Origin of the sequence: Streptomyces sp. NPDC051173 (assembly GCF_040689515.1) — a bacterium.
Classification (GTDB): Bacteria; Actinomycetota; Actinomycetes; order Streptomycetales; family Streptomycetaceae; genus Streptomyces.
The window spans coordinates 51,683-71,201 of sequence record NZ_JBFBBD010000032.1 but is presented as its reverse complement, the minus strand read 5'-3'; the positions used below and the strand labels follow the sequence as shown (position 1 = coordinate 71,201).

At 71.3% G+C, this 19,519-nt stretch carries 14 protein-coding genes and 1 pseudogene; 5 read left to right on the top strand and 10 right to left on the bottom strand.

All coding sequences use genetic code 11. The features are described from left to right. Positions 1-95 precede the first annotated feature (95 nt). From pssA to AB0435_RS18645, 9 genes and pseudogenes are all read right to left on the bottom strand, one after another. Positions 96-941 (bottom strand): annotated as a pseudogene (gene pssA / locus AB0435_RS18685) (CDP-diacylglycerol--serine O-phosphatidyltransferase); the annotation flags it as partial. Further along, a complete protein-coding gene (locus AB0435_RS18680; RefSeq protein WP_366004100.1) occupies positions 928-1,584 on the bottom strand; it encodes a phosphatidylserine decarboxylase in 657 nt (218 codons plus the stop codon). The pseudogene pssA and the gene AB0435_RS18680, both read right to left, overlap by 14 nt. 170 nt (positions 1,585-1,754) lie before the next feature. Next, complete coding sequence (locus AB0435_RS18675) at positions 1,755-2,969, bottom strand: acyl-CoA dehydrogenase family protein (RefSeq protein WP_366427451.1); 1,215 nt, start codon at positions 2,967-2,969, stop codon at positions 1,755-1,757. A 1-nt stretch (position 2,970) separates the two neighbouring features. Next, entirely contained in the window at positions 2,971-3,483 is a 513-nt protein-coding gene (locus tag AB0435_RS18670) for a MaoC family dehydratase (RefSeq protein ID WP_366004102.1), read from the bottom strand. Between the two features lie 5 nt (positions 3,484-3,488). Next, positions 3,489-4,454: a CoA ester lyase gene (locus tag AB0435_RS18665; RefSeq protein WP_366004103.1), complete on the bottom strand. Its 966-nt coding sequence runs from the start codon at positions 4,452-4,454 to the stop codon at positions 3,489-3,491. Beyond that, positions 4,451-6,463 (bottom strand): protein meaA, encoded by a 2,013-nt coding sequence (locus tag AB0435_RS18660; RefSeq protein WP_366004104.1) that lies wholly within the window; start codon positions 6,461-6,463, stop codon positions 4,451-4,453. Before AB0435_RS18660 ends, AB0435_RS18665 begins: the two co-directional genes overlap by 4 nt. Beyond that, the gene (gene ccrA / locus AB0435_RS18655) at positions 6,463-7,800 is read right to left on the bottom strand and encodes a crotonyl-CoA carboxylase/reductase (protein WP_366427450.1); all 1,338 of its coding nucleotides are present in this window, start codon (positions 7,798-7,800) and stop codon (positions 6,463-6,465) included. The genes AB0435_RS18660 and ccrA overlap by 1 nt, the downstream gene beginning before the upstream one ends. A 371-nt stretch (positions 7,801-8,171) precedes the next feature. Beyond that, positions 8,172-8,999, bottom strand: a complete 828-nt coding sequence (locus AB0435_RS18650) for a TetR family transcriptional regulator (RefSeq protein ID WP_366004106.1) — start codon at positions 8,997-8,999, stop codon at positions 8,172-8,174. Positions 9,000-9,099: 100 nt separating this feature from the next. Further along, positions 9,100-10,932: a 3-hydroxybutyryl-CoA dehydrogenase gene (locus AB0435_RS18645; RefSeq protein WP_366427449.1), complete on the bottom strand. Its 1,833-nt coding sequence runs from the start codon at positions 10,930-10,932 to the stop codon at positions 9,100-9,102. Between the two features lie 350 nt (positions 10,933-11,282). Between AB0435_RS18645 and AB0435_RS18640 the strand changes: the two genes are divergently transcribed. The 5 genes from AB0435_RS18640 to AB0435_RS18620 all read left to right on the top strand — a co-directional run bounded on the left by AB0435_RS18640 (position 11,283) and on the right by AB0435_RS18620 (position 18,566). Next, on the top strand, positions 11,283-11,876 hold the full coding sequence (locus AB0435_RS18640) for a HEAT repeat domain-containing protein (RefSeq protein ID WP_366427448.1): 594 nt from the start codon (positions 11,283-11,285) through the stop codon (positions 11,874-11,876). Positions 11,877-11,991: 115 nt separating this feature from the next. Further along, positions 11,992-12,435: an SRPBCC family protein gene (locus tag AB0435_RS18635; RefSeq protein WP_366004109.1), complete on the top strand. Its 444-nt coding sequence runs from the start codon at positions 11,992-11,994 to the stop codon at positions 12,433-12,435. A 267-nt stretch (positions 12,436-12,702) separates the two neighbouring features. Further along, positions 12,703-15,153: an MFS transporter gene (locus tag AB0435_RS18630; protein WP_366004110.1), complete on the top strand. Its 2,451-nt coding sequence runs from the start codon at positions 12,703-12,705 to the stop codon at positions 15,151-15,153. 182 nt (positions 15,154-15,335) lie between these two features. Beyond that, positions 15,336-17,744, top strand: a complete 2,409-nt coding sequence (locus AB0435_RS18625) for a SpoIIE family protein phosphatase (RefSeq protein ID WP_366427447.1) — start codon at positions 15,336-15,338, stop codon at positions 17,742-17,744. 99 nt (positions 17,745-17,843) lie between these two features. Continuing rightward, positions 17,844-18,566 carry a class I SAM-dependent methyltransferase gene (locus tag AB0435_RS18620; RefSeq protein WP_366427446.1) on the top strand — a complete coding sequence of 241 codons (723 nt, stop codon included), beginning with the start codon at positions 17,844-17,846 and terminating at the stop codon, positions 18,564-18,566. A 137-nt stretch (positions 18,567-18,703) separates the two neighbouring features. On the opposite strand, the gene AB0435_RS18615 is transcribed toward AB0435_RS18620, so the two are convergent. Beyond that, positions 18,704-19,417, bottom strand: coding sequence for a hypothetical protein (locus tag AB0435_RS18615; RefSeq protein ID WP_366004113.1), 714 nt, complete (start codon positions 19,415-19,417; stop codon positions 18,704-18,706). Positions 19,418-19,519: the final 102 nt, after the last annotated feature.

Here is a 19,519-nt window from a genome sequence, read left to right as displayed (position 1 = left end):
CGGCCCCACCTCGGCCACCAGCCCGTACTGCACGAGGAAGGCGACCCCGGTGCCCAGCGCGCCGAGGGCGAAGATCGCCAGCACGGACACGGCGGCTGTGCTGCCTCGCGTGCCTCGCGGCGGTTGTCGCGGAACGTGTTCACGCGGCGCGCCGTCGCGAAGAGCGGGATGACCGCGCCCAGGACGACCTGGAGCGCGCAGCCGGTCTGGAGCAGCAGCTCACCGCCGGGCGCGTCGAAGGCCCAGGCCGCCAGCAGGCCCATGCTCAGCACGATCCAGCTCAGCATGGCGACCGCCAGCCGGCCCCGCGGCTTCGGGTACTCGACGCGGCTCACCATCAGCCACGCCACACCCACGATCGCCAGCAGGGTCGGGACGAACGGCAGCTCGAGCAGCACGATCGACACGACGGTCAGCGCGCCGAAGGGGCTCGGCATCCCCTGGAAGATGCCGTCCCGCAGCTGGACGCACGAGAAGCGCGCGAGCCGCAGCACCACGGCGAGCAGCACCACGATCGCCGCCACCGCCGACACCCGCTGGTGCGCGTCCTGGGCGACGACGCCCCAGACGACCACGAAGTACGCGGGCGCCAGCCCGAAGCTGATCAGGTCGGAGAGGTTGTCGAGCTCGGCGCCCATCGCCGAGCTGCGCAGCTTCCGCGCGACGAGCCCGTCGAAGAGGTCGAAGACCGACGCGAGCAGCATCAGTATCACGGCGGTGGCCGCGCTGTGCCGGGCCATGCCGCCGTCCTCGTTGCCCGTGAGGTGCGGCATGAGGACGCCGGTGGTGGTGAAGTACACCGCCATGAAGCCACAGATCGCGTTACCGAGAGTGAGCGTGTCCGCTATCGACAGCCGCGTGGACAGCGGCATGTCGACCTCGTCCTCCGGCTCGGCTTCCGGCACCCAGGCGGCCTGTGTGTCCGGATCAATCACGGTCAAGGCGTGTCACCCCTGCCGTGGTGGGCTGGCCGACCTCGACCCCGGCCTCGATCCCCTCCGGGAGATAGACGTCGACGCGCGAGCCGAACCGGATCAGACCGATCCGCTCGCCCTGCTCCACCTTCGTGTCCTGCGGTACATAAGGAACGATACGCCGTGCGACGGCGCCGGCGATCTGCACCATCTCGATGTCACCGAGCTCGGTGTCGAAGTGCCAGACGACGCGCTCGTTGTTCTCGCTCTCCTTGTTGAAAGCGGGGACGAATCCACCGGGGATGTGCTCGACCGACGTCACGGTGCCGGCCAGCGGCGCCCGGTTGACGTGGACGTTCAGCGGGCTCATGAAGATCGCGACGCGGGTGCGCCCGTCCTTCCAGGGCATGACGCTCTGGACCACGCCGTCGGCCGGGGAGATGACCCGGCCTTCGGCGATCTCGCGATCGGGGTCGCGGAAGAACCACAGCATGCCCGCCGCGAGCGCGGTGCTGGGGACGGCCAGCGCCGCCCAGCGGCCGGAACGGCGGGCGCGGGCGAGGCTGACCGCAGCCGTGGCGACGGTCGGGAGGAGCCACGGCGATGCTCCGCGCGCGAGGCGTACGCCGACAAGGCTGTCGCGTGGTGCAGAGGAAGAGCTGTGGGGCATGGGTGACCTTCGTAGCGGAGGGTGCCGCGTAACGATTGGGGGACGGCGGCTTTCCGGGGATGCTATCGGTTGCGACCGGCAACTGGCTAAGCGCCAGGGCCAGTCGATGGCCGAACACCGATGACTCGGTGTGATCTTCTTCTCGGTGAAACCACTCCCAATCGGGACATTCATCCCTGGAGTCGGTACTCCTCGAGTAGCCGACGACCAATGATCATTTTCTGGATCTCGGCCGTACCCTCTCCGATGAGCAGCATCGGCGCCTCGCGGTAGAGGCGCTCGATCTCGTACTCCTTGGAGAAGCCGTAGCCGCCATGGATGCGGAACGCGTCCTCGACCACTTCCTTGCAGTACTCGGAAGCGAGGTACTTGGCCATTCCGGCCTCGAGGTCGTTGCGCTGCCCCGAGTCCTTCTTGCGTGCCGCATTCACCATCATCGCATGCGCCGCTTCGACCTTTGTCCCCATTTCGGCCAGTTTGAATTGAATGGCCTGATGTTGGGCGATGGGTTTTCCGAAAGTCTGACGCTGCTGAGCGTAGGAGACGCCCAGTTCGAAGGCGCGCTGAGCGACGCCGCAACCACGCGCGGCGACATTGACGCGGCCGACCTCCACGCCGTCCATCATTTGGTAAAAACCCCGGCCGGTGACGCCGCCGAGCACCCGGTTTCCGGGGATGCGCAGCCCATCCATGATCAATTCGGTGGTGTCGACGCCCTTATAGCCCATCTTGTCGATCTTGCCGGGGATCGTCAGCCCCGGCTTGACCTCGCCGAAGCCCGGCTCCTTCTCGATCAGGAAGGTGGTCATCGACTTGTGCGGCGCGGTGCCCTCGGGGTGCCCCTCGTCGGTCCGGCAGAGCACCGCGACCAGCGTGGAGGAGCCGCCGTTGGTCAGCCACATCTTCTGGCCGTTGAGGATGTAGTCCCCGCTGCCCCCGCTGTCCCGGACGCCCTTGGACGTGATGGCCGACACATCCGAGCCGAGCCCCGGCTCGGACATCGAGAACGCGCCCCGGACCTCGCCGGTCGCCATCCTCGGCAGGAAATGGTCCTTCTGTTCCTGGGTGCCGTGCTGCTTCAGCATGTAGGCGACGATGAAGTGCGTATTGACGATGCCCGAGACGCTCATCCAGCCGCGGGCTATCTCCTCGACGCACAGCGCGTATGTGAGAAGCGACTCACCGAGCCCGCCGTACTCCTCCGGGATCATCAGGCCGAACAGCCCGAGTTCCTTGAGGCCCTCGACGATGCGCGTCGGGTACTCGTCACGGTGCTCCAGCTCCGTGGCGACCGGGATGATCTCTTTGTCGACGAATTCACGGACGGTGGAGAGGATTTCCCGCTGGATGTCCGTCAGCCCGTCGGTCTGCGCGAGGCGTCCCATCTCACTTCTCCCGGATGATCGGCTCGGGGCGGCCGGGCTGTTCTCCGCCGCGCTCCTCGGTGTATGTGGCGGTGGGGACCATCACCTTGCGCCGGAAGACGCAGACGACGGTGCCGTCCTGCTTGTAGCCCCTGGTCTCGACGTGGACGATCCCGCGGTCGCTCTTGGACCTCGACGGCGTCTTGCCGAGCACGGTGGTCTCGCCGTAGATCGTGTCGCCGTGGAAGGTCGGCGCGATGTGCTTCAGCGACTCGACCTCGAGATTGGCGATCGCCTTGCCCGAGACGTCCGGCACGGACATGCCCAGCAGAAGTGAGTAGATGTAATTGCCGACCACGACATTCTTGCCGAAATCGGTCGTCTTCTCCGCGTAGTTGCTGTCCATGTGCAAAGGGTGATGATTCATGGTGAGCAGACAGAAGAGGTGGTCGTCGTATTCGGTGACCGTCTTGCCGGGCCAGTGCTTGTAGACATCGCCGACGGTGAACTCTTCGAAGGTGCGGCCGAACTGCATCGTGCTCAGGCCTCCGGGATCTCGAACTTGGAGGTACGGGTCATCCCGGCCGCGCGGCCCTTGCCGGCCACGACCAGCGCCATCTTCCGGCTGGCCTCGTCGATCATCTCGTCGCCGAGCATCGCCGAGCCCTTGAAGCCGCCCGCCTCGGAGGTGCAGTAGTCATAGGCGTCCAGGATCAGCTCGGCGTGGTCGTAGTCCTCCTGCGACGGCGAGAAGATCTCGTTGGCGAGCCCGACCTGGTCGGGGTGGAGCACCCACTTGCCGTCGAAGCCCAGCGCCGCCGCCCGGCCCGCCACCTCGCGGTAGCCGTCGGAGTTGCGGATCTGGAGGTAGGGGCCGTCGATGGCCTGGAGGTCGTTCGCGCGGGCCGCCATCAGGATGCGCATCAGGATGTAGTGATAGGCGTCGGCGCCGTAACCGGGCGGCTGGTGGCCGACCACGAGCGACTTCATGTTGATCGAGGCCATGAAGTCCGCCGGGCCGAAGATGATCGTCTCCAGGCGCGGCGATGCGGCGGCGATCGCGTCCACGTTGACCAGGCCCTTGGCGTTCTCGATCTGCGCCTCGATGCCGATGCGCCCCACCTCGAAGCCCATCGTCTTCTCGATCTGCGTCAGCAGCAGGTCCAGCGCCACGACCTGCTCGGCGTCCTGGACCTTCGGCAGCATGATGCAGTCGAGGTTGGGTCCTGCGCCCTCCACGACCGTGATGACGTCGCGGTACGTCCAGTGCGTCGTCCAGTCGTTGACCCGCACGACCCTGGTCTTGCCCGTCCAGTCGCCGTTGTTGAGCGCGTCCACGACCGTGTGCCGGGCGCTCTCCTTGACGAGCGGGGCGCACGCGTCCTCCAGGTCGAGGAAGACCTGGTCCGCGGGGAGGCCCTGGGCCTTCTCCAGGAAGCGGGGGTTGCTGCCGGGGACGGCGAGGCAGGAGCGACGCGGGCGCAGCCGGTTGACGGGCGTGGTCATGCGGGGACCTCCAGAGGGTCGAGGTGGTTCGCTTTCCGGATCTCGTCGACGATACGGCCGATGATCTCCGTGATGCCGAAGTCCTTGGGGGTGAAGACTGCCGCGACACCCGCCGCCCGCAGGGCGGCGGCGTCCGCGGACGGGATGATGCCACCGACGATCACGGGGACGTCGTCGGCCCCCGTGCTCCGCAGCCGGGTCAGCACGTCGGGTACCAGCTCGGCGTGCGACCCGGACAGGATCGACAGTCCGACGCAGTGCACGTCCTCGGCCACGGCCGCCGAGACGATCTGCTCCGGGGTCAGCCGGATGCCCTGGTAGACCACCTCGAAGCCCGCGTCGCGGGCCCGTACGGCGATCTGCTCGGCGCCGTTGGAGTGGCCGTCCAGGCCAGGCTTGCCGACCAGCAGGCGCAGCTTGCCGCTGCCCAGGTCGTCGGCGGTGCGGGTGACCTTCGCCCGCACCGCCGCGAGCGGGGTGCCCGCCTCGGCGGTCACCGCGACGGGGGCGCCGCTCACGCCCGTGGGGGCGCGGAACTCGCCGAACACGTCGCGCAGCGCCCAGGACCACTCGCCGGTCGTGACACCGGCGCGCACGCACTCCAGCGTGGCCGCCATCAGGTTGTCCGTGCCCGCGGCCGTCTTCTTCAGGACCGACAGGGACTCCTGGGCGCGGGCCTCGTCGCGGTCGTCCCGCCAGGAGTGCAGGGCCGCGACGACGCGGGCCTCGTTGGCCGGGTCGACCGTCATGATCGCGGTGTCGAGGTCGGCCGTGAGCGGGTTGGGCTCGGTGGACTCGAAGCAGTTGACGCCGACGATCTTCTCCTCGCCGGCCTCGATCCGGGCCCGCCGCGCGGCGTGCGAGGACACCAGCTCCGACTTGAGATAGCCGGACTCGACGGCGGCCATCGCGCCGCCCATCTCCTCGATCCGGCCGATCTCCGTGAGGCACTCGGCGATCAGGGCCTCGACCTTGGCCTCGATGACGTGCGACCCGGCGAAGATGTCCTCGTACTCCAGCAGGTCGCTCTCGTGGGCCAGGACCTGCTGGATGCGCAGCGACCACTGCTGGTCCCAGGGCCGGGGCAGGCCCAGCGCCTCGTTCCAGGCGGGCAGCTGGACGGCGCGGGCGCGGGCGTCCTTGGAGAGGGTGACGGCCAGCATCTCCAGCACGATGCGCTGGACGTTGTTCTCCGGCTGCGCCTCGGTCAGGCCCAGGGAGTTGACCTGGACGCCGTAGCGGAAGCGGCGCTGCTTGGGGTCCTCGATGCCGTAGCGCTCGCGGGTGACCTTCTCCCAGATGCGGCCGAAGGCACGCATCTTGCACATCTCCTCGACGAAGCGGACGCCCGCGTTCACGAAGAAGGAGATACGGGCGACGACATCGCCCTTGCGGTCCTCGGGGACCTGCCCGGAGGCGAACACCGCGTCGAGCACGGCGATCGCGGTGGACATCGCGTACGAGATCTCCTGGACCGGAGTGGCCCCCGCCTCCTGCAGGTGGTAGCTGCAGATGTTGATCGGGTTCCACTTCGGGATGTTGTTGACCGTGTACGTGATCATGTCGGTGGTCAGCCGCAGGCTGGGTCCCGGCGGGAAGACGTGCGTCCCGCGCGAGAGGTACTCCTTGACGATGTCGTTCTGCGTCGTCCCGGCCAGCCTGGTGATGTCGGCGCCCTGCTCCTCCGCGACCACCTGATACATCGCCAGCAGCCACATGGCGGTGGCGTTGATGGTCATGGAGGTGTTCATCCGGTCCAGCGGGATGTCGTGGAACAGCCGCCGCATGTCGCCGAGATGGGCGATCGGCACCCCGACCCGGCCGACCTCGCCGCGGGCGAGGATGTGGTCGGAGTCGTAGCCGGTCTGCGTCGGGAGGTCGAACGCGACCGAGAGCCCGGTCTGGCCCTTGGCGAGGTTGCGCCGGTAGAGCTCGTTGGACGCCTCGGCCGTGGAGTGACCGGCGTACGTCCGCATCAGCCAGGGACGGTCCTTCTGGCGGTCGGTCATCACACGTTCCTGAACCGGTTGATCGCGTCGATGTGCCGCTCGCGCAGCTCGTGGTCGCGCACGCCCATGCCCTCCTCGGGGGCGAGGGCGAGCACGCCGACCTTGCCCTGGTGGAGGTTGCGGTGCACGTCGTACGCCGCCTGCCCGGTCTCGGCGAGGGTGTAGGTCTTCGACAGCGTCGGGTGGATCTTCCCCTTGGCGACGAGGCGGTTGGCCTCCCACGCCTCGCGGTAGTTGGCGAAGTGCGAGCCCACGATGGACTTGAGCGACATCCACAGATAGCGGTTGTCGTACTCGTGGCGGTAGCCGGAGGTGGAGGCGCAGGTGACGATCGTGCCGCCCTTGCGGGTGACGTAGACGCTGGCGCCGAAGGTCTCGCGGCCCGGGTGCTCGAAGACGATGTCGACGTCCTCGCCACCGGTCAGTTCACGGATGCGCTTGCCCAGCCGCTTCCACTCGCGGGGGTCCTGGGTCTGCTCGTCCTTCCAGAACCGGTAGTCCTCCGCGCTGCGGTTGATGATCGCCTCGGCGCCCATCCGCCGGCAGATCTCGGCCTTCTGCTCGCTGGAGACCACGCAGATCGGCGTGGCGCCGCCGGCCAGCGCGAACTGGGTGGCGTAGGAGCCGAGTCCGCCGCTCGCGCCCCAGATCAGGACGTTGTCGCCCTGCTTCATCCCCGCGCCGTTGCGGGAGACCAGCTGGCGGTAGGCGGTGGAGTTGACCAGGCCGGGGGCCGCGGCCTCCTCCCAGGTCAGGTGCTTCGCCTTGGGCATCAGCTGGTTGGACTTCACCAGCGCGATCTCGGCCAGGCCGCCGAAGTTGGTCTCGAAGCCCCAGATCCGCTGCTCGGGGTCGAGCATGGTGTCGTTGTGGCCGTCCGCGGACTCCAGCTCGACCGACAGGCAGTGCGCGACGACCTCGTCGCCCGGCCGCCAGGCGTTGACCCCGGGGCCGGTGCGCAGCACCACGCCCGCCAGGTCGGAGCCGATGACGTGGTACGGCAGGTCGTGCCGCTTCGCCAGCGGCGACAGCTTCCCGTAGCGCTCCAGGAAGGCGAAGGTCGAGACGGGCTCGAAGATCGAGGTCCAGACGGAGTTGTAGTTCACCGAACTGGCCATCACGGCCACCAGGGCCTCGCCGGGGCCGAGTTCGGGGACGGGGACGTCCTCGATGTGCAGGGACTTGCGCGGGTCCTTCTCCCGGCTGCTGAGGCCGGCGAACATGTCCGCCTCGTCCTTGTGCACGGTCACCGCGCGGTAGGACTCGGGGAGGGTCAGCGCGGCGAAGTCCTCGGCCGAGCTGTCCGGGGCGAGTATCGCGTCCAATATGTGGTTCATCTGTTGAGCCTCCGGCGAAGCGCGTCGTGGAACGGCTTGAGGGAACGTCGGGGGTGGTGCAGAAGGCGGTGCCGTCGGTTCGGCGGGTGGTGCGGCGGCGCGGGTGGCGCGGGGGCCTGTGACGCAGGCGTCCGGGCGCACAGGAGTGCTTGTGGGGACAGCCGGCGCACGACGGGTTAAGTCTGCGCGCCGGCCGCCCGGACACCCACAAGGTAGTGGCACCGCGTGCCAGGGGACAAGACACCGAGTGCCAACAATTTCTCTCAGATGTCATCCGGAAGGCACGTATGAGCAAGGAAAGGCGGCCACCCTGTCCGGGTGGCCGCCGTTGAATGTCCTGAATTATCGAGTCAATACGGGATATTGGGGTGTCAGTTCTTCTTGAGCGCCTTCTCGATGGCGCGCATGACCTCGCCGAGCGGCGCGTCCGTGCGGGCCACCGTGACCAGCACCTCGCCCTCGGTCCGCGCCGTGGCGGCCGGGGCGCTCTGGGCGGAGCGGCCCGCTCCGATGCCGGTCCCGAAGGTCTCCCGCACGATGGCGAAGGCGTGGTCGAGCTGGGTCTCCACATCGCCCTCACCGCCGCCGCGCAGCCAGCGCCGCAGCACGTGGTTGTGCGCGGTGACCACCGCCGAGGCGGCGACCTCGGCGAGCAACGGGTCGTCGTCGCCCACGTGGTGGGCGCTCTCGTCGAAGTGACCCAGGAGATAGCGGGTGAACAGCCGCTCGTAGCGGGCCACCGAGGCGATCTCGCGCTCCCGCAGGGCGGGCACCTCACGGGTCAGGCGGTAGCGCTCCACGGAGACCGCGGGGGAGGCCGCGTACATCCGCATGACCTCCTTGATGCCCCGGCAGACGGTGTCCAGCGGGTTCTCGTGGGAGGGGGCGGCGTCGAGCACGCCCGCCGCCCGCACGAGCGTGTCGTCGTGGTCGGGGAAGATGGCCTCTTCCTTGGAGCGGAAGTGCCGGAAGAAGGTCCGCCGGGCCACCCCGGCCGCGGCCGCGATCTCGTCGACGGTCGTCGCCTCGTAACCCTTGGTCGCGAACAACTCCATCGCGGCCGCGGCGAGTTTGCGGCGCATGGTGAGCCGCTGGGCCGCCGCGCGGCGGCTGCCCGCGCTCTCGGCGGCGTTGCGCGGCTCTCGGGGTGCGTCGGCGGACGGACGCGGGGTGCGGGCGGCCTTGGCGGGCTGGGGCATGTGGGGAACGTAACACGCGTCCGTATGGGCGTGCCGGGGCGGACCGGCAGCCGGTTCGAGCAGTCCGCCCCACCCCACGCCGTCGTCGAGCACCGAGCGGTCAGCGCCGGGCGTACTCACGGAAGCCGCGCCCTGTCTTGCGGCCCAGGCACCCCGCCGCGACCAGGTGCTCAAGCAGCGGTGCCGGCGCGAGCCCCGGATCGCGGAACTCGCGGTGCAGGACCTTCTCGATGGCCAGCGACACATCGAGGCCGACCACGTCCAGGAGCTCGAAGGGGCCCATCGGATAGCCGCCGCCCAGCTTCATCGCGGCATCGATGTCGTCGAGCGTCGCGTAGTGCTCCTGCACCATCTTGATCGCGTTGTTGAGGTACGGGAAGAGCAGCGCGTTGACGATGAAGCCCGCCCGGTCCCCGCAGTCCACCGGGTGCTTGCGGACGCGGGCGCACACCGCCCGGACGGTGGCGTGCACGTCGTCCCCGGTGAGGACCGTACGCACCACCTCCACCAGCTTCATCGCGGGCGCCGGGTTGAAGAAGTGCATCCCGACGACGTCCCGCGGGCGGCCGGTGGCGCGGGCACAGGCGACCACCGGCAGCGACGAGGTGGTGGTGGCCAGGATCGCGCCCGGCTTGCAGACCTTGTCCAGCGCCGCGAAGAGCTGCTGCTTGACGACCAGGTCCTCCGCCACGGCCTCCACGGCCAGGTCCACCTCCGCGAAGGCGTCCAGCGAGCCCGCCGGGGTGATCGCGGCCAGCGCGGTGTCCCGTTCCGCCGGTGTCAGTCTGCCCTTCTCCACCGAGCGGGCCAGGGACCCCGCGATCCGCGCCTTCGCCGCCTCGGCCTTCTCCGCCGACCGGGCCGCGAGGACCACGGCGTAGCCCGCCTTCGCGAAGACCTCCGCGATGCCGCTCGCCATGGTGCCCGAGCCCGCGACGCCCACGGCACGCACCTCGCGCACCTCGCCGCCGCCCTGCGCGCCGCCGCCCGGAGTCCGCTCGTCCGGCACGACGACCGCCGAGTCCGGCGCCTCGTACGTATAGAACCCGCGGCCGGACTTGCGGCCGGTCAGCCCCGCCTCGGCGAGCTGGCCCAGGATCGGCGCGGGCGCGTGCAGCCGGTCGCGGGAGGCGGTGTACATCGCCTCCAGGACCGTGCGGGCGGTGTCGATGCCGATCAGGTCGAGCAGGGCGAGCGGCCCCATCGGCAGGCCGCAGCCCAGCCGCATGGCGGCGTCGATGTCCTCGCGGGTGGCGTAGCGCGACTCGTACATCGCGGCCGCCTGGTTGAGATAGCCGAACAGCAGCCCGTCGGCCACGAAACCGGGCCGGTCGCCGACCGCGACCGGCTCCTTGCCCAGCTCGCGGGCGAGCTCGGTGACGGCCGTGACGGCGGTGGGCGCGGTGAGCACCGAGGAGACGACCTCCACCAGCCGCATCGCGGGCGCCGGGTTGAAGAAGTGCAGGCCGAGGACGCGCTCGGGGTGGGCGGAGTCGGCGGCGAGCCGGGTCACGGACAGGGCGTTGGTGCCCGTCGCCAGGATGGTGCCGGGGCGCACGATCGCGTCGAGGGCGGTGAAGACCTCGTGCTTGAGGGCGTAGTCCTCCGGCACCACCTCGATCACCAGGTCGGCGTCGGCGGCGGCCGCGAGTTCGTGGGAGGTGCGGAAGCGGGCGAGCGCGGCCCGCCGCTCCTCCTCGGTGATGCGTTCGCGCCGCACCGCGCGGGCGGTCGCGGCCTCCAGGGCGCGGACGGCGTGCGCGGCCGCCGCCTCGGAGACGTCGATGCCGATGACCTCGCGGCCGGCCTGGGCGAGCACTTCGGCGATGCCGGTGCCCATGGTGCCGAGGCCGACCACGGCGACGGTGCGGAGGGCGGGGCCGGAGGGACCCGGCCGGGAGGGGACAGGCTCAGGGGTGGACGTACGGTCCATCGCGAGACTCCAGAAAGTGTTCCCCGTGCGCGGGGGATACGTCGGTTGGGTGCCGGTCGGGTGCGCGGACCGTGGCGGCCCGCGACGGCCGTGGGATTTCCGGGTACGGGTAAGGAGCGCCCACGGAAAGGGAGTTGAGCTCACCGGCCGGGCCCTGTCCCGGGGCCGGGCCGTACCGATGCCTGCCGAACCGACGAACCGACATCACACGCGTGGCGGCTGCGTCACCAGGCCGCCCGAGCAGGGGTGCTGCTCCTGCCGGGAGATTAACTCAACGGTAACCAAGAGCACCAGGGGAAGCGCGCGCGACTTACGATGTGGTTCAGGCCACTCGGGGAGGAGAGCGGGCAATGGAAGAGGAATTTCGCGCCCTGCTGAAGCGGGTACGCGCCGAATTGGTCACCCCCGCCGAGTTCGCGGCCTACGAGCGGCTGCTCGTGCTCGTCCGCACCTCCCGCGACGGGCGCCGCGACGAGCTCGCGGCCATCCTGGTGGCCCCCGAACGCCCGCTGTGGGCCCGGGAGATAGCCGCCTTCGCGCTGGGCGCCGAGGGCGACCGGCGGGCCTTCGAGACCCTGGTGCTCCTCCTCAACTACCGCGAGCCCGTGCGGTGCGCCACCGCCGCCTTCGTCCTCGCCCGGCTCGGCGACCCCCGGACGGCCCGCGCGGCCGCCGCCCTCGCCACCAACCCCCTGCGCACCGCCTACGCCCTGCACCCCGTCCGCCTGCTCACCGAGCTGCGCGCCCCGGAGTCCGTGCCGGCCCTGCTCGCCACCCTGGAGCGGCTGCTCGCCGCCCCGGACCACTGCTGGCCCGTCGCCCGCGCCTGCGTCGAGGGCCTCGGCGTGCTGGGCGACCGCCGCGCGGAGGACGCCCTGGTGGCGGCCCGCACCCACGACCGCCTCCGTGCGGCGGCGGGGGAGGCGCTCGGGCGCCTGGCGTAGCCGGGCGCGCCACCCCCGCCGTGGGCCGCGCCCGGCCGGGAGGATTTGGGCGCCCGTCGCGTTGGTGGTTGGCTGACCTCCGCAGGGACAACGCACGACGTCCGGGAGGACAGCCATGGGCCAGGTCGAGGCCACCACGGAGCGGATCATCGCGGCGGACCCGGAGGAGGTGTTCGACGCGCTCGCCGACTACAGCGGCACCCGCGCCAAGCTGCTGCCCGAGCACTTCAGCGAGTACGAGGTGCGCAAGGGCGGCGACGGCGAGGGCACCCAGGTGCACTGGAAGCTCCAGGCCACCAGCAAGCGCGTCCGCGACTGCCTGCTGGACGTCACCGAGCCGACCACCGGGCAGCTCGTCGAGCAGGACCTCAACTCCTCGATGGTCACCACCTGGACCGTCACCCCGGCGGGCGAGGGCCAGGCCAAGGTCGTCGTCTCCACCGTGTGGAACGGCGCCGGCGGCGTCGGCGGGTTCTTCGAGCGCACCTTCGCCCCCAAGGGCCTCGGCCGCATCTACGACGCCGTGCTCGTCAAGCTGGCCGCCGAGGTGGAGAAGTAGCCGCGGCGCAGCCGTGGAACCAGGGGCCGCCGATCCCGAACCGGCCCTGGAACAACGCGAGAACAGTCGGTGGAAGCCCGGACCGTTGGCGGTCCGGGCTTCACCGTTTCGGGTGGTTTCCCCAACCCTCCCACCGTGCCCCGTATGCCTCCGACCGGCGCGAAAGCCGCACAGGGGGCACTCTCCGGTCATTCGCCGCGGTTGCTAGCCGTTATTGCCAAATGCGAGAAAAGGGCGGCGATGCAGGCGCGATGAGGGGAGTCGTACGTGGGCGGGACCACATTCGGGACCACCTTGGTGCAGAGCGAGGGACCACCGTCCCCGGCCCTGCGGGACCAGGGCGCGGTCCTCGCGCACGGCGACGGCCCACCGCCCGCCCTCCCCGCGGCCGGCCCCGCTCCCGCGCACCACGTCCCCCGCCTCGGCCCGGCCCGCGTCCGGGTCGTCTTCGTCGGCCTGATGCTCGCGCTCCTCCTCGCCGCGCTCGACCAGACCATCGTCGCCACGGCCCTCCCCAAGATCGTGGGGGAGCTGCACGGCCTCGACCGGATGTCCTGGGCCGTCACCGCCTATCTGCTGAGCTCCACGGCGGTCCTGCCGGTCTACGGCAAGCTCGGCGACCTCTGCGGGCGCAAGGGGGTCTTCCTCTTCTCGATCGTCGTCTTCGTCGCGGGCTCCGCGCTCGCCGGGCACGCCGCCACCATGAACCAGCTCATCGCCTTCCGCGCCCTCCAGGGCGTCGGCGGCGGCGGGCTGCTGATCGGCGTCCAGGCGATCATCGCCGACATCGTCCCGCCGCGGGAGCGCGGCCGCTTCATGGGCGTCATCGGCGCCGCCTTCGGCCTCGCCTCCGTCGCCGGGCCCCTGCTCGGCGGCTTCTTCACCGACCACGCCTCGTGGCGCTGGTGCTTCTACGTCAACATCCCCTTCGGCCTCCTCACCTTCCTCGTCGTCGCCGTGGGCCTGAAGCTCCCGGTGCGCTTCCGCAGGGGGCGCTTCGACGTCCTCGGCGCGCTGCTGCTCATGGCCTTCTCGACCTGCCTGGTGCTGCTGACGACCTGGGGCGGCACGGAGTACGAGTGGCGCTCGCGCGTCATCGTCGGGCTCGCGGCGGGCGCCCTCGGCACCGCCCTGCTCTTCGTCGTGGTCGAGCACATCGCGACAGAACCGATCATTCCGCCGCACCTCTTCCGCGACCCGGTCTTCAACGTCTGCGGCCTCGTCGGCGCGGCCGTGGGCGTCGGCCTCTTCGGCGCCGCGAGCTATCTGCCGACCTTCCTCCAGATGGTCGACGGGGCGGACGCCACCGAGTCCGGGCTGCTGATGCTCCCGATGATGGGCGGGGTCGTGCTGTCCTCCCTCGTCACCGGCCAGCTCATCAGCCGCACCGGCCGCTGCAAGCCCTTCCCCGTCATCGGCGGCGCCGCCTCCGCCGTCGGCATGTACTACCTCTCCCACCTCGACACCCACACCCCGCGGGCCGTCTACAGCCTCTGGATGGGCATCCTCGGCGTCGGCGTCGGGCTCGCCCTGCCCGTCCTCGTCCTCGCCGTGCAGAACTCCGTCCACCCCGCCGACCTCGGCACCGCCACCAGCGCCAACAACTACTTCCGGCAGATCGGCGGTTCGGTCGGCGCCGCCGTCTTCGGCACGCTCTTCGCCCGCCGCCTCGCCGACCGGCTGCACACGGAACTGCCCCACCGCGCCGGGCTGCCCTCGCCGGACTCGATCACTCCGCAGCTGGTGCGCGCCCTGCCCGAGGCGGTCCGCGACGGCTACGTACGGGCCTACGCCGACGCCATGCCGCGGATCTTCCTCTATCTCGTACCGGTGCTCATCCTCGGTTTTCTGCTCGCCTTCCTGCTGAAAGAGAAACCCCTGGTGTCCCACAACGCCCCCGAAGCCCCCGTCATCCCGTCCGCGCGCGCCGAACCGTCGGACGGCCCGGCGCACTTCGTCGCGGGCATCCCCGTCACCGGCACCGTCCAGCACCCCGACGGCACCACGGTGCCGCGCGCCGCGCTCACGCTCATCGACGTCCGCGGCCAGCAGATCGGGCGCGGCGCGAGCGGGGAGGACGGGCGGTACGCGCTGAGCACGCCCGGCACCGGCTCGTACGTCCTCATCGCCGCGGCGGGCGGGCACCAGCCGCAGGCGGTCACCGTCACCATCGGCGAGCGGCCCATCGAGCTCGACGTGGTCCTGGGCGGCGCCGGCCGGCTCGCGGGCACCGTGCTCACCCCCGACGGCAACCCCGTGCGCGACGCGCTCGTCACCCTCACCAACGTGCACGGCGAGGTCGTCTCCACCACCCGCACCGGGCGCGAAGGGGGCTATGTGATCTCGGAGTTGGTCGCGGGGGAGTACACCCTCGCCTCCAGCGCCCCCGCCTTCCGGCCCGCGGCGCTGCCGGTGACGGTCCAGTCCTGCCGCGAGACCCGCCAGGACATCGAGCTGGCCGGCGGCGCGGTGCTGCGCGGCGTCGTCAGGGCGGGCGGGGGCCGGGCCGTGGAGGACGCGCGGGTGACCCTGCTGGACGCCGCGGGCAATGTGGTCGACTCCGCGGCCACGGGAGCGGACGGGGCGTTCCGCTTCGTGGACCTGTCCGCCGGCGAGTACACGGTCATCGCGGCGGGGTACCCCCCGGTGGCCACGGTCCTCCAGGTCGCGGGCGGCGGCCGCACGGAGCGGGACCTCCAGCTGGGCCACGCGGACTGAGCGGTCGTCGAAGGCCGGTGCGGTACCGCGCCCCGTAAGGGGCGCGGGGAACCGCGCGTTCAACCCCCACCGGCCGGACCGCGTTTCCAGCGGAGCGCTTCGGTTCCGCCGATTCCGCACACGGGCCGTGCCCGGCCCCCTACGGTAGTAACGGTGGCGCAACCCATAAGGAGCATCCGCCCATGCACCATGGCACGCCCGTCCCCGGACGGATCCCGCTCGCGGTGGTCGTGGTGGGGTCCGCCGGCCTGGTGACCCACTGGAGCACGGGCGCCCGCAGACTGTTCGGATACGACCGTGACGAGGCCGTCGGCGCCCCCGCCTCCGACCTCATGCCCATCGGCGGCGCCCTGCACGAGGACCCCGACGACGGCCACCGCGGCACCGGCCTCGACGACTGGCTCGGCCGCGCGCCGGCCGACGGTGCCGGTGGATACCCCAGCGCCGGACGGGCCCGCTCGCACTCCCTCGAGCGCGGGTCCGTCGAGGTGCTGTGGTGGGCCTATCCGCTCGCCGGGCCCGAGGAGCGGCTGCTGGTCCTCGCCGCCGACGCCGAGCCGCTCCATTCCACCGCGCGGGACCAGGTGTTCCCCGGCTTCGCCCCGCACACCGCACTGCCCGGCGGCGAGGACCTCGCCGACCGGCTCCCCGACATCCTGCCCGGCATGGGCCCCGCCCTCAGCGGCCGCATCGTCTCCCAGGTCCTCGAACTGGGCTATCCGGTGCTGGAGTTCAGCCACCACCAGCGGATCCCGGTCACCCCCGACTGGGGCACCCCGAAATACGCGGAGCGCGCGGCCCGGCGTGCCGCCCTTACCGCCACCGCCGTGCCGCGCGCGCAGGCCCCGGGCGCCCCGGCGGACCCCGCCGACGCGCCGGACCTCGAATACGCGGCCGTACGGGAGCGGCTGGAGTTCCTCAACGAGGTCAGCGGCGGCATCGGCACCTCGCTCGACCTGGCCCGCACCATCCGCGAGGTCACCAGCGCCGCCGTGCCCCGCTTCACGGACTTCGCGGGCACGCACCTGCGCGCCGCCGTCCTCGCGGGCGAGGGCTTCCCCGACGGCCCGCCCGACGTCACCACCGTCTGGCACCGCGTCTGGGTCGAGCACAACGACGAGCCGGGCCGCTGGGACGACACCGTGCCCGTCGGCGAGGCCATCGCCTTCCCCGAACACACCCCGTTCTTCCAGTGCATGGTCACCGGCGAGCCCGTGCTCATCCCGCGGATCGGCGAGGAGCTGGCCAACCGCATCTCCGGCCAGTTCGAGAAGCGGGACCTGCGGCCGCTCATCAACGGCAGGTCGATGCTGGTCGTGCCGCTCAAGGCGCGCAATGTCGTGCTCGGCTTCATGGTCCTGATGCGCCGCGACGGGCGCACGCCCTTCGACGACATGGACCGCACGACCGGCGCCGAACTCGCCGCGCGCGCCGGGCTCGTCCTCGACAACGCCCGTATGTACACCTACCAGGAGAACGTCGCCGACACGCTCCAGGACAGCATGCTCCCGCAGCTCACCCCGCGCATGGCGGGGTGCGACACCGCCACCCGCTATCTGCCGGGCACCCGCCTCGGCCGGGTGGGCGGCGACTGGTTCGACAGCATCAAGCTGCCCGGCTCGCGCACCGCCCTCGTCGTCGGCGACGTCATGGGGCACGGCCTGAACTCCGCGGCCATGATGGGCCAGCTGCGCACCGCCGTACAGACCATGGCCGCCCTCGACCTGCCGCCCGAACAACTGCTGCGCAATCTCGACGACCTCGCCCAGCGGCTCGGCGAGCACTATCTGGCCACCTGTCTCTACGCGGTCTACGACCCGATCCGCTCGGAGCTGAGGATCGCCAACGCCGGGCACATCCCGCCCGTGCTCGTCCGGGCCGCGGACGGCCGCAGCGTGCTGCTCGACCTGCCCACGGGCGCGCCCATAGGCGTCGGCGGGGTGGCCTTCGAGGCAGCGACCGTCCCGGTCGCGCCGGGCGACCGGCTGGTGCTGTGCACGGACGGGCTCGTGGAGGTCCGCGGCCAGGACATCGGCGCGGGGCTCGCCGCGCTCTGCGAGTCCGCCGCCCACCCCGCGGCGTCCATGGACGACGCCTGCGACACCATCATCCGCGCCCTCAACACCGGCGACGGCGGCCGTAAGGACGACGTCGCCCTGCTGATGGCCCGGCTCAACGGTATCCCTGCCGAGCACACGGCCGCGTGGGAGCTGGAGCGCGCCCCGGCCGAGGTCCGCCGGGCCCGCCGGCTCGTGCGCGGCCAACTCGCCGAGTGGGGGCTCGAAGCGGCGGCCCCGACCGCCGAGGTCCTGGTCAGCGAGCTCGTCACCAACGCCGTACGGCATACGGAATCACGTCGGCTGGGCCTCCGCCTGGTGCGTACGGACGTGCTGCTCTGCGAGGTCACCGACGAGGACCACACGCTGCCCGCGCTGCTGGGCCCCGGCCTCGGCGAGGAGTCCGGGCGCGGGCTCAGGGTGGTGAGCGGCCTCGCGCGCGAGTGGGGCGCGAGCCACACGGGCCGGGGCAAGGCGGTGTGGTTCGAGCAGTCGCTGGTCAGTGCCGCCCGCTCCGGATCGAACGTCCGGTGAAGGAACGGGCACGGTAGCCGCAGGGATCTTGCCCCGGCGTGCCGGGTGGCGGTAGTCAAGATCATGACGATCCGTCATACCGGCTACCCGGGAGCGTGTATGAGCACATCGCAGCAGTACGCCGAGGCATGGGAAGGCTTCTGGAGGGAGACCTCCGACGTCCCGGGCGACGCGATCTGGGACGCGGATCCCTCGCTGACGGCGGTCCCGCACCTGGAGTTGCTCGCGCCGCACGCCGACGCCGCCCTGCCGATCGTCGACCTCGGCTGCGGCAACGGCACCCAGACCCGCCACCTCGCCACCTGCTTCCCGCGCGCCGTCGGCGTGGACCTCTCGGCGGCGGCCGTCGAGCACGCGCGCCGCGCGGATGCCGAGGGCGTGGCGGAGTTCGAGCAGCTCGACCTGACGGACACCGACGGGGTGCGCGCGCTGCACGCCCGGATCGGGGACGCCAACGTCTATATGCGGGCGGTGATCCACCAGAGCCGCCCCGAGGACCGGCCTGCGGTCGCGCGGGCGGTCGCGGAACTGACCGGCGCGCGGGGCCGCGCCTTCGTGGTCGAGCTGACCGAGGCGGCGAAGGAGGTGCTGGCGGAGGCCGTCCTCCGTCCTGACGGGCCGTCACCCAAGGGCAGCCGCGTGATCAAACACGGCCTGCGCCCCGCGGAGGTGGCGGACGGCGAGGTTCCCCGACTGCTCCGGGAGGCGGGCCTCGCCATCCTCGCCGAGGGGGCCACCACGCTCGCGATGACGGAGTTCCGGGAGGACGGCGAGCGGGTCGTGCTGCCGGCCCGGTGGTTCGTGACAAGCCGCGCGGTCTGAGCGCCCGTCCCGGCCGGCTCGGTGAAGTCCGGTGCGGTTCGGTGGCGTTCCGGAGGGACGCGGGAACCGTGACGCCGCGCGGGCGCGGCCGGTCGGGCCGCACCCGCGAATGACGAACCGGACTTCCGCCGGAGCGCTCAGGCGGCATCCGGACTGTCGCCCGCCAGCAGGAGCTGCGGCACCTGCGTGAACGTCCAGCCCGATCCCGACCGCACCAGCACCCACACCAGATCGAAGCGCGCGTCGGGCCAGTCCTTCGGCGGGGAGGGCCGCACCTCCCCGCCCAGTCCTTTCACGATCTCCGGAATGGCGTTGTGCTCCCACGAGACCAGCGTGCAGCCGTGCCGCGTGGCGAGCTCCTTGGCCAGCGCCTTCTCGTCACCCGTGCGGTACGTGACGTTCGTCCGCACACCCAGCTTCGCCGCCACCGCCGTGACCGTCTCGCTCGGCCGCAGCCCCTTCGCCCCCGGGTGCGGGCCCGCGGCGTAGACGGCGTCCGGGCGCCGCAGCCCCTTGCGCGGCTCCCCGCCCTCGGGGGCGAACAGCGTCACCAGCGCGCCCGCCCGCTGCCAGCCGCGCACGAGCAGGGCGTGGTCGTTCTGCTCGCCGTCCTCGGTGATGCCGAAGGGCGGCTTCTTCCCGTTCTCCTTCGGCTTCTCGCCGTGCCGGATGATCATGATCATGTCCGTTCCGGAACTGGCCGGACCGGCGGAGGAGTCGGACGACGCGGCCGAAGCCTTGCCACCGCCCTTGCCGCAGGCGGCCGACAGCGACCCGGCCGCGGTCACCAGCCCGCCGAACGTGATCATCCGCAGCAGAGTACGGCGGGGTGCCACCGGGGCGTTGTCCATGAGCGGGCTCCTTATGGGTGAGGGCGCGTCGGCTCCGTGCGCGCCGCCAGGGTGACCTGTACCCCGGTTTCCCCCGGACAGGTGATGGCCCGGGGGAGCGCG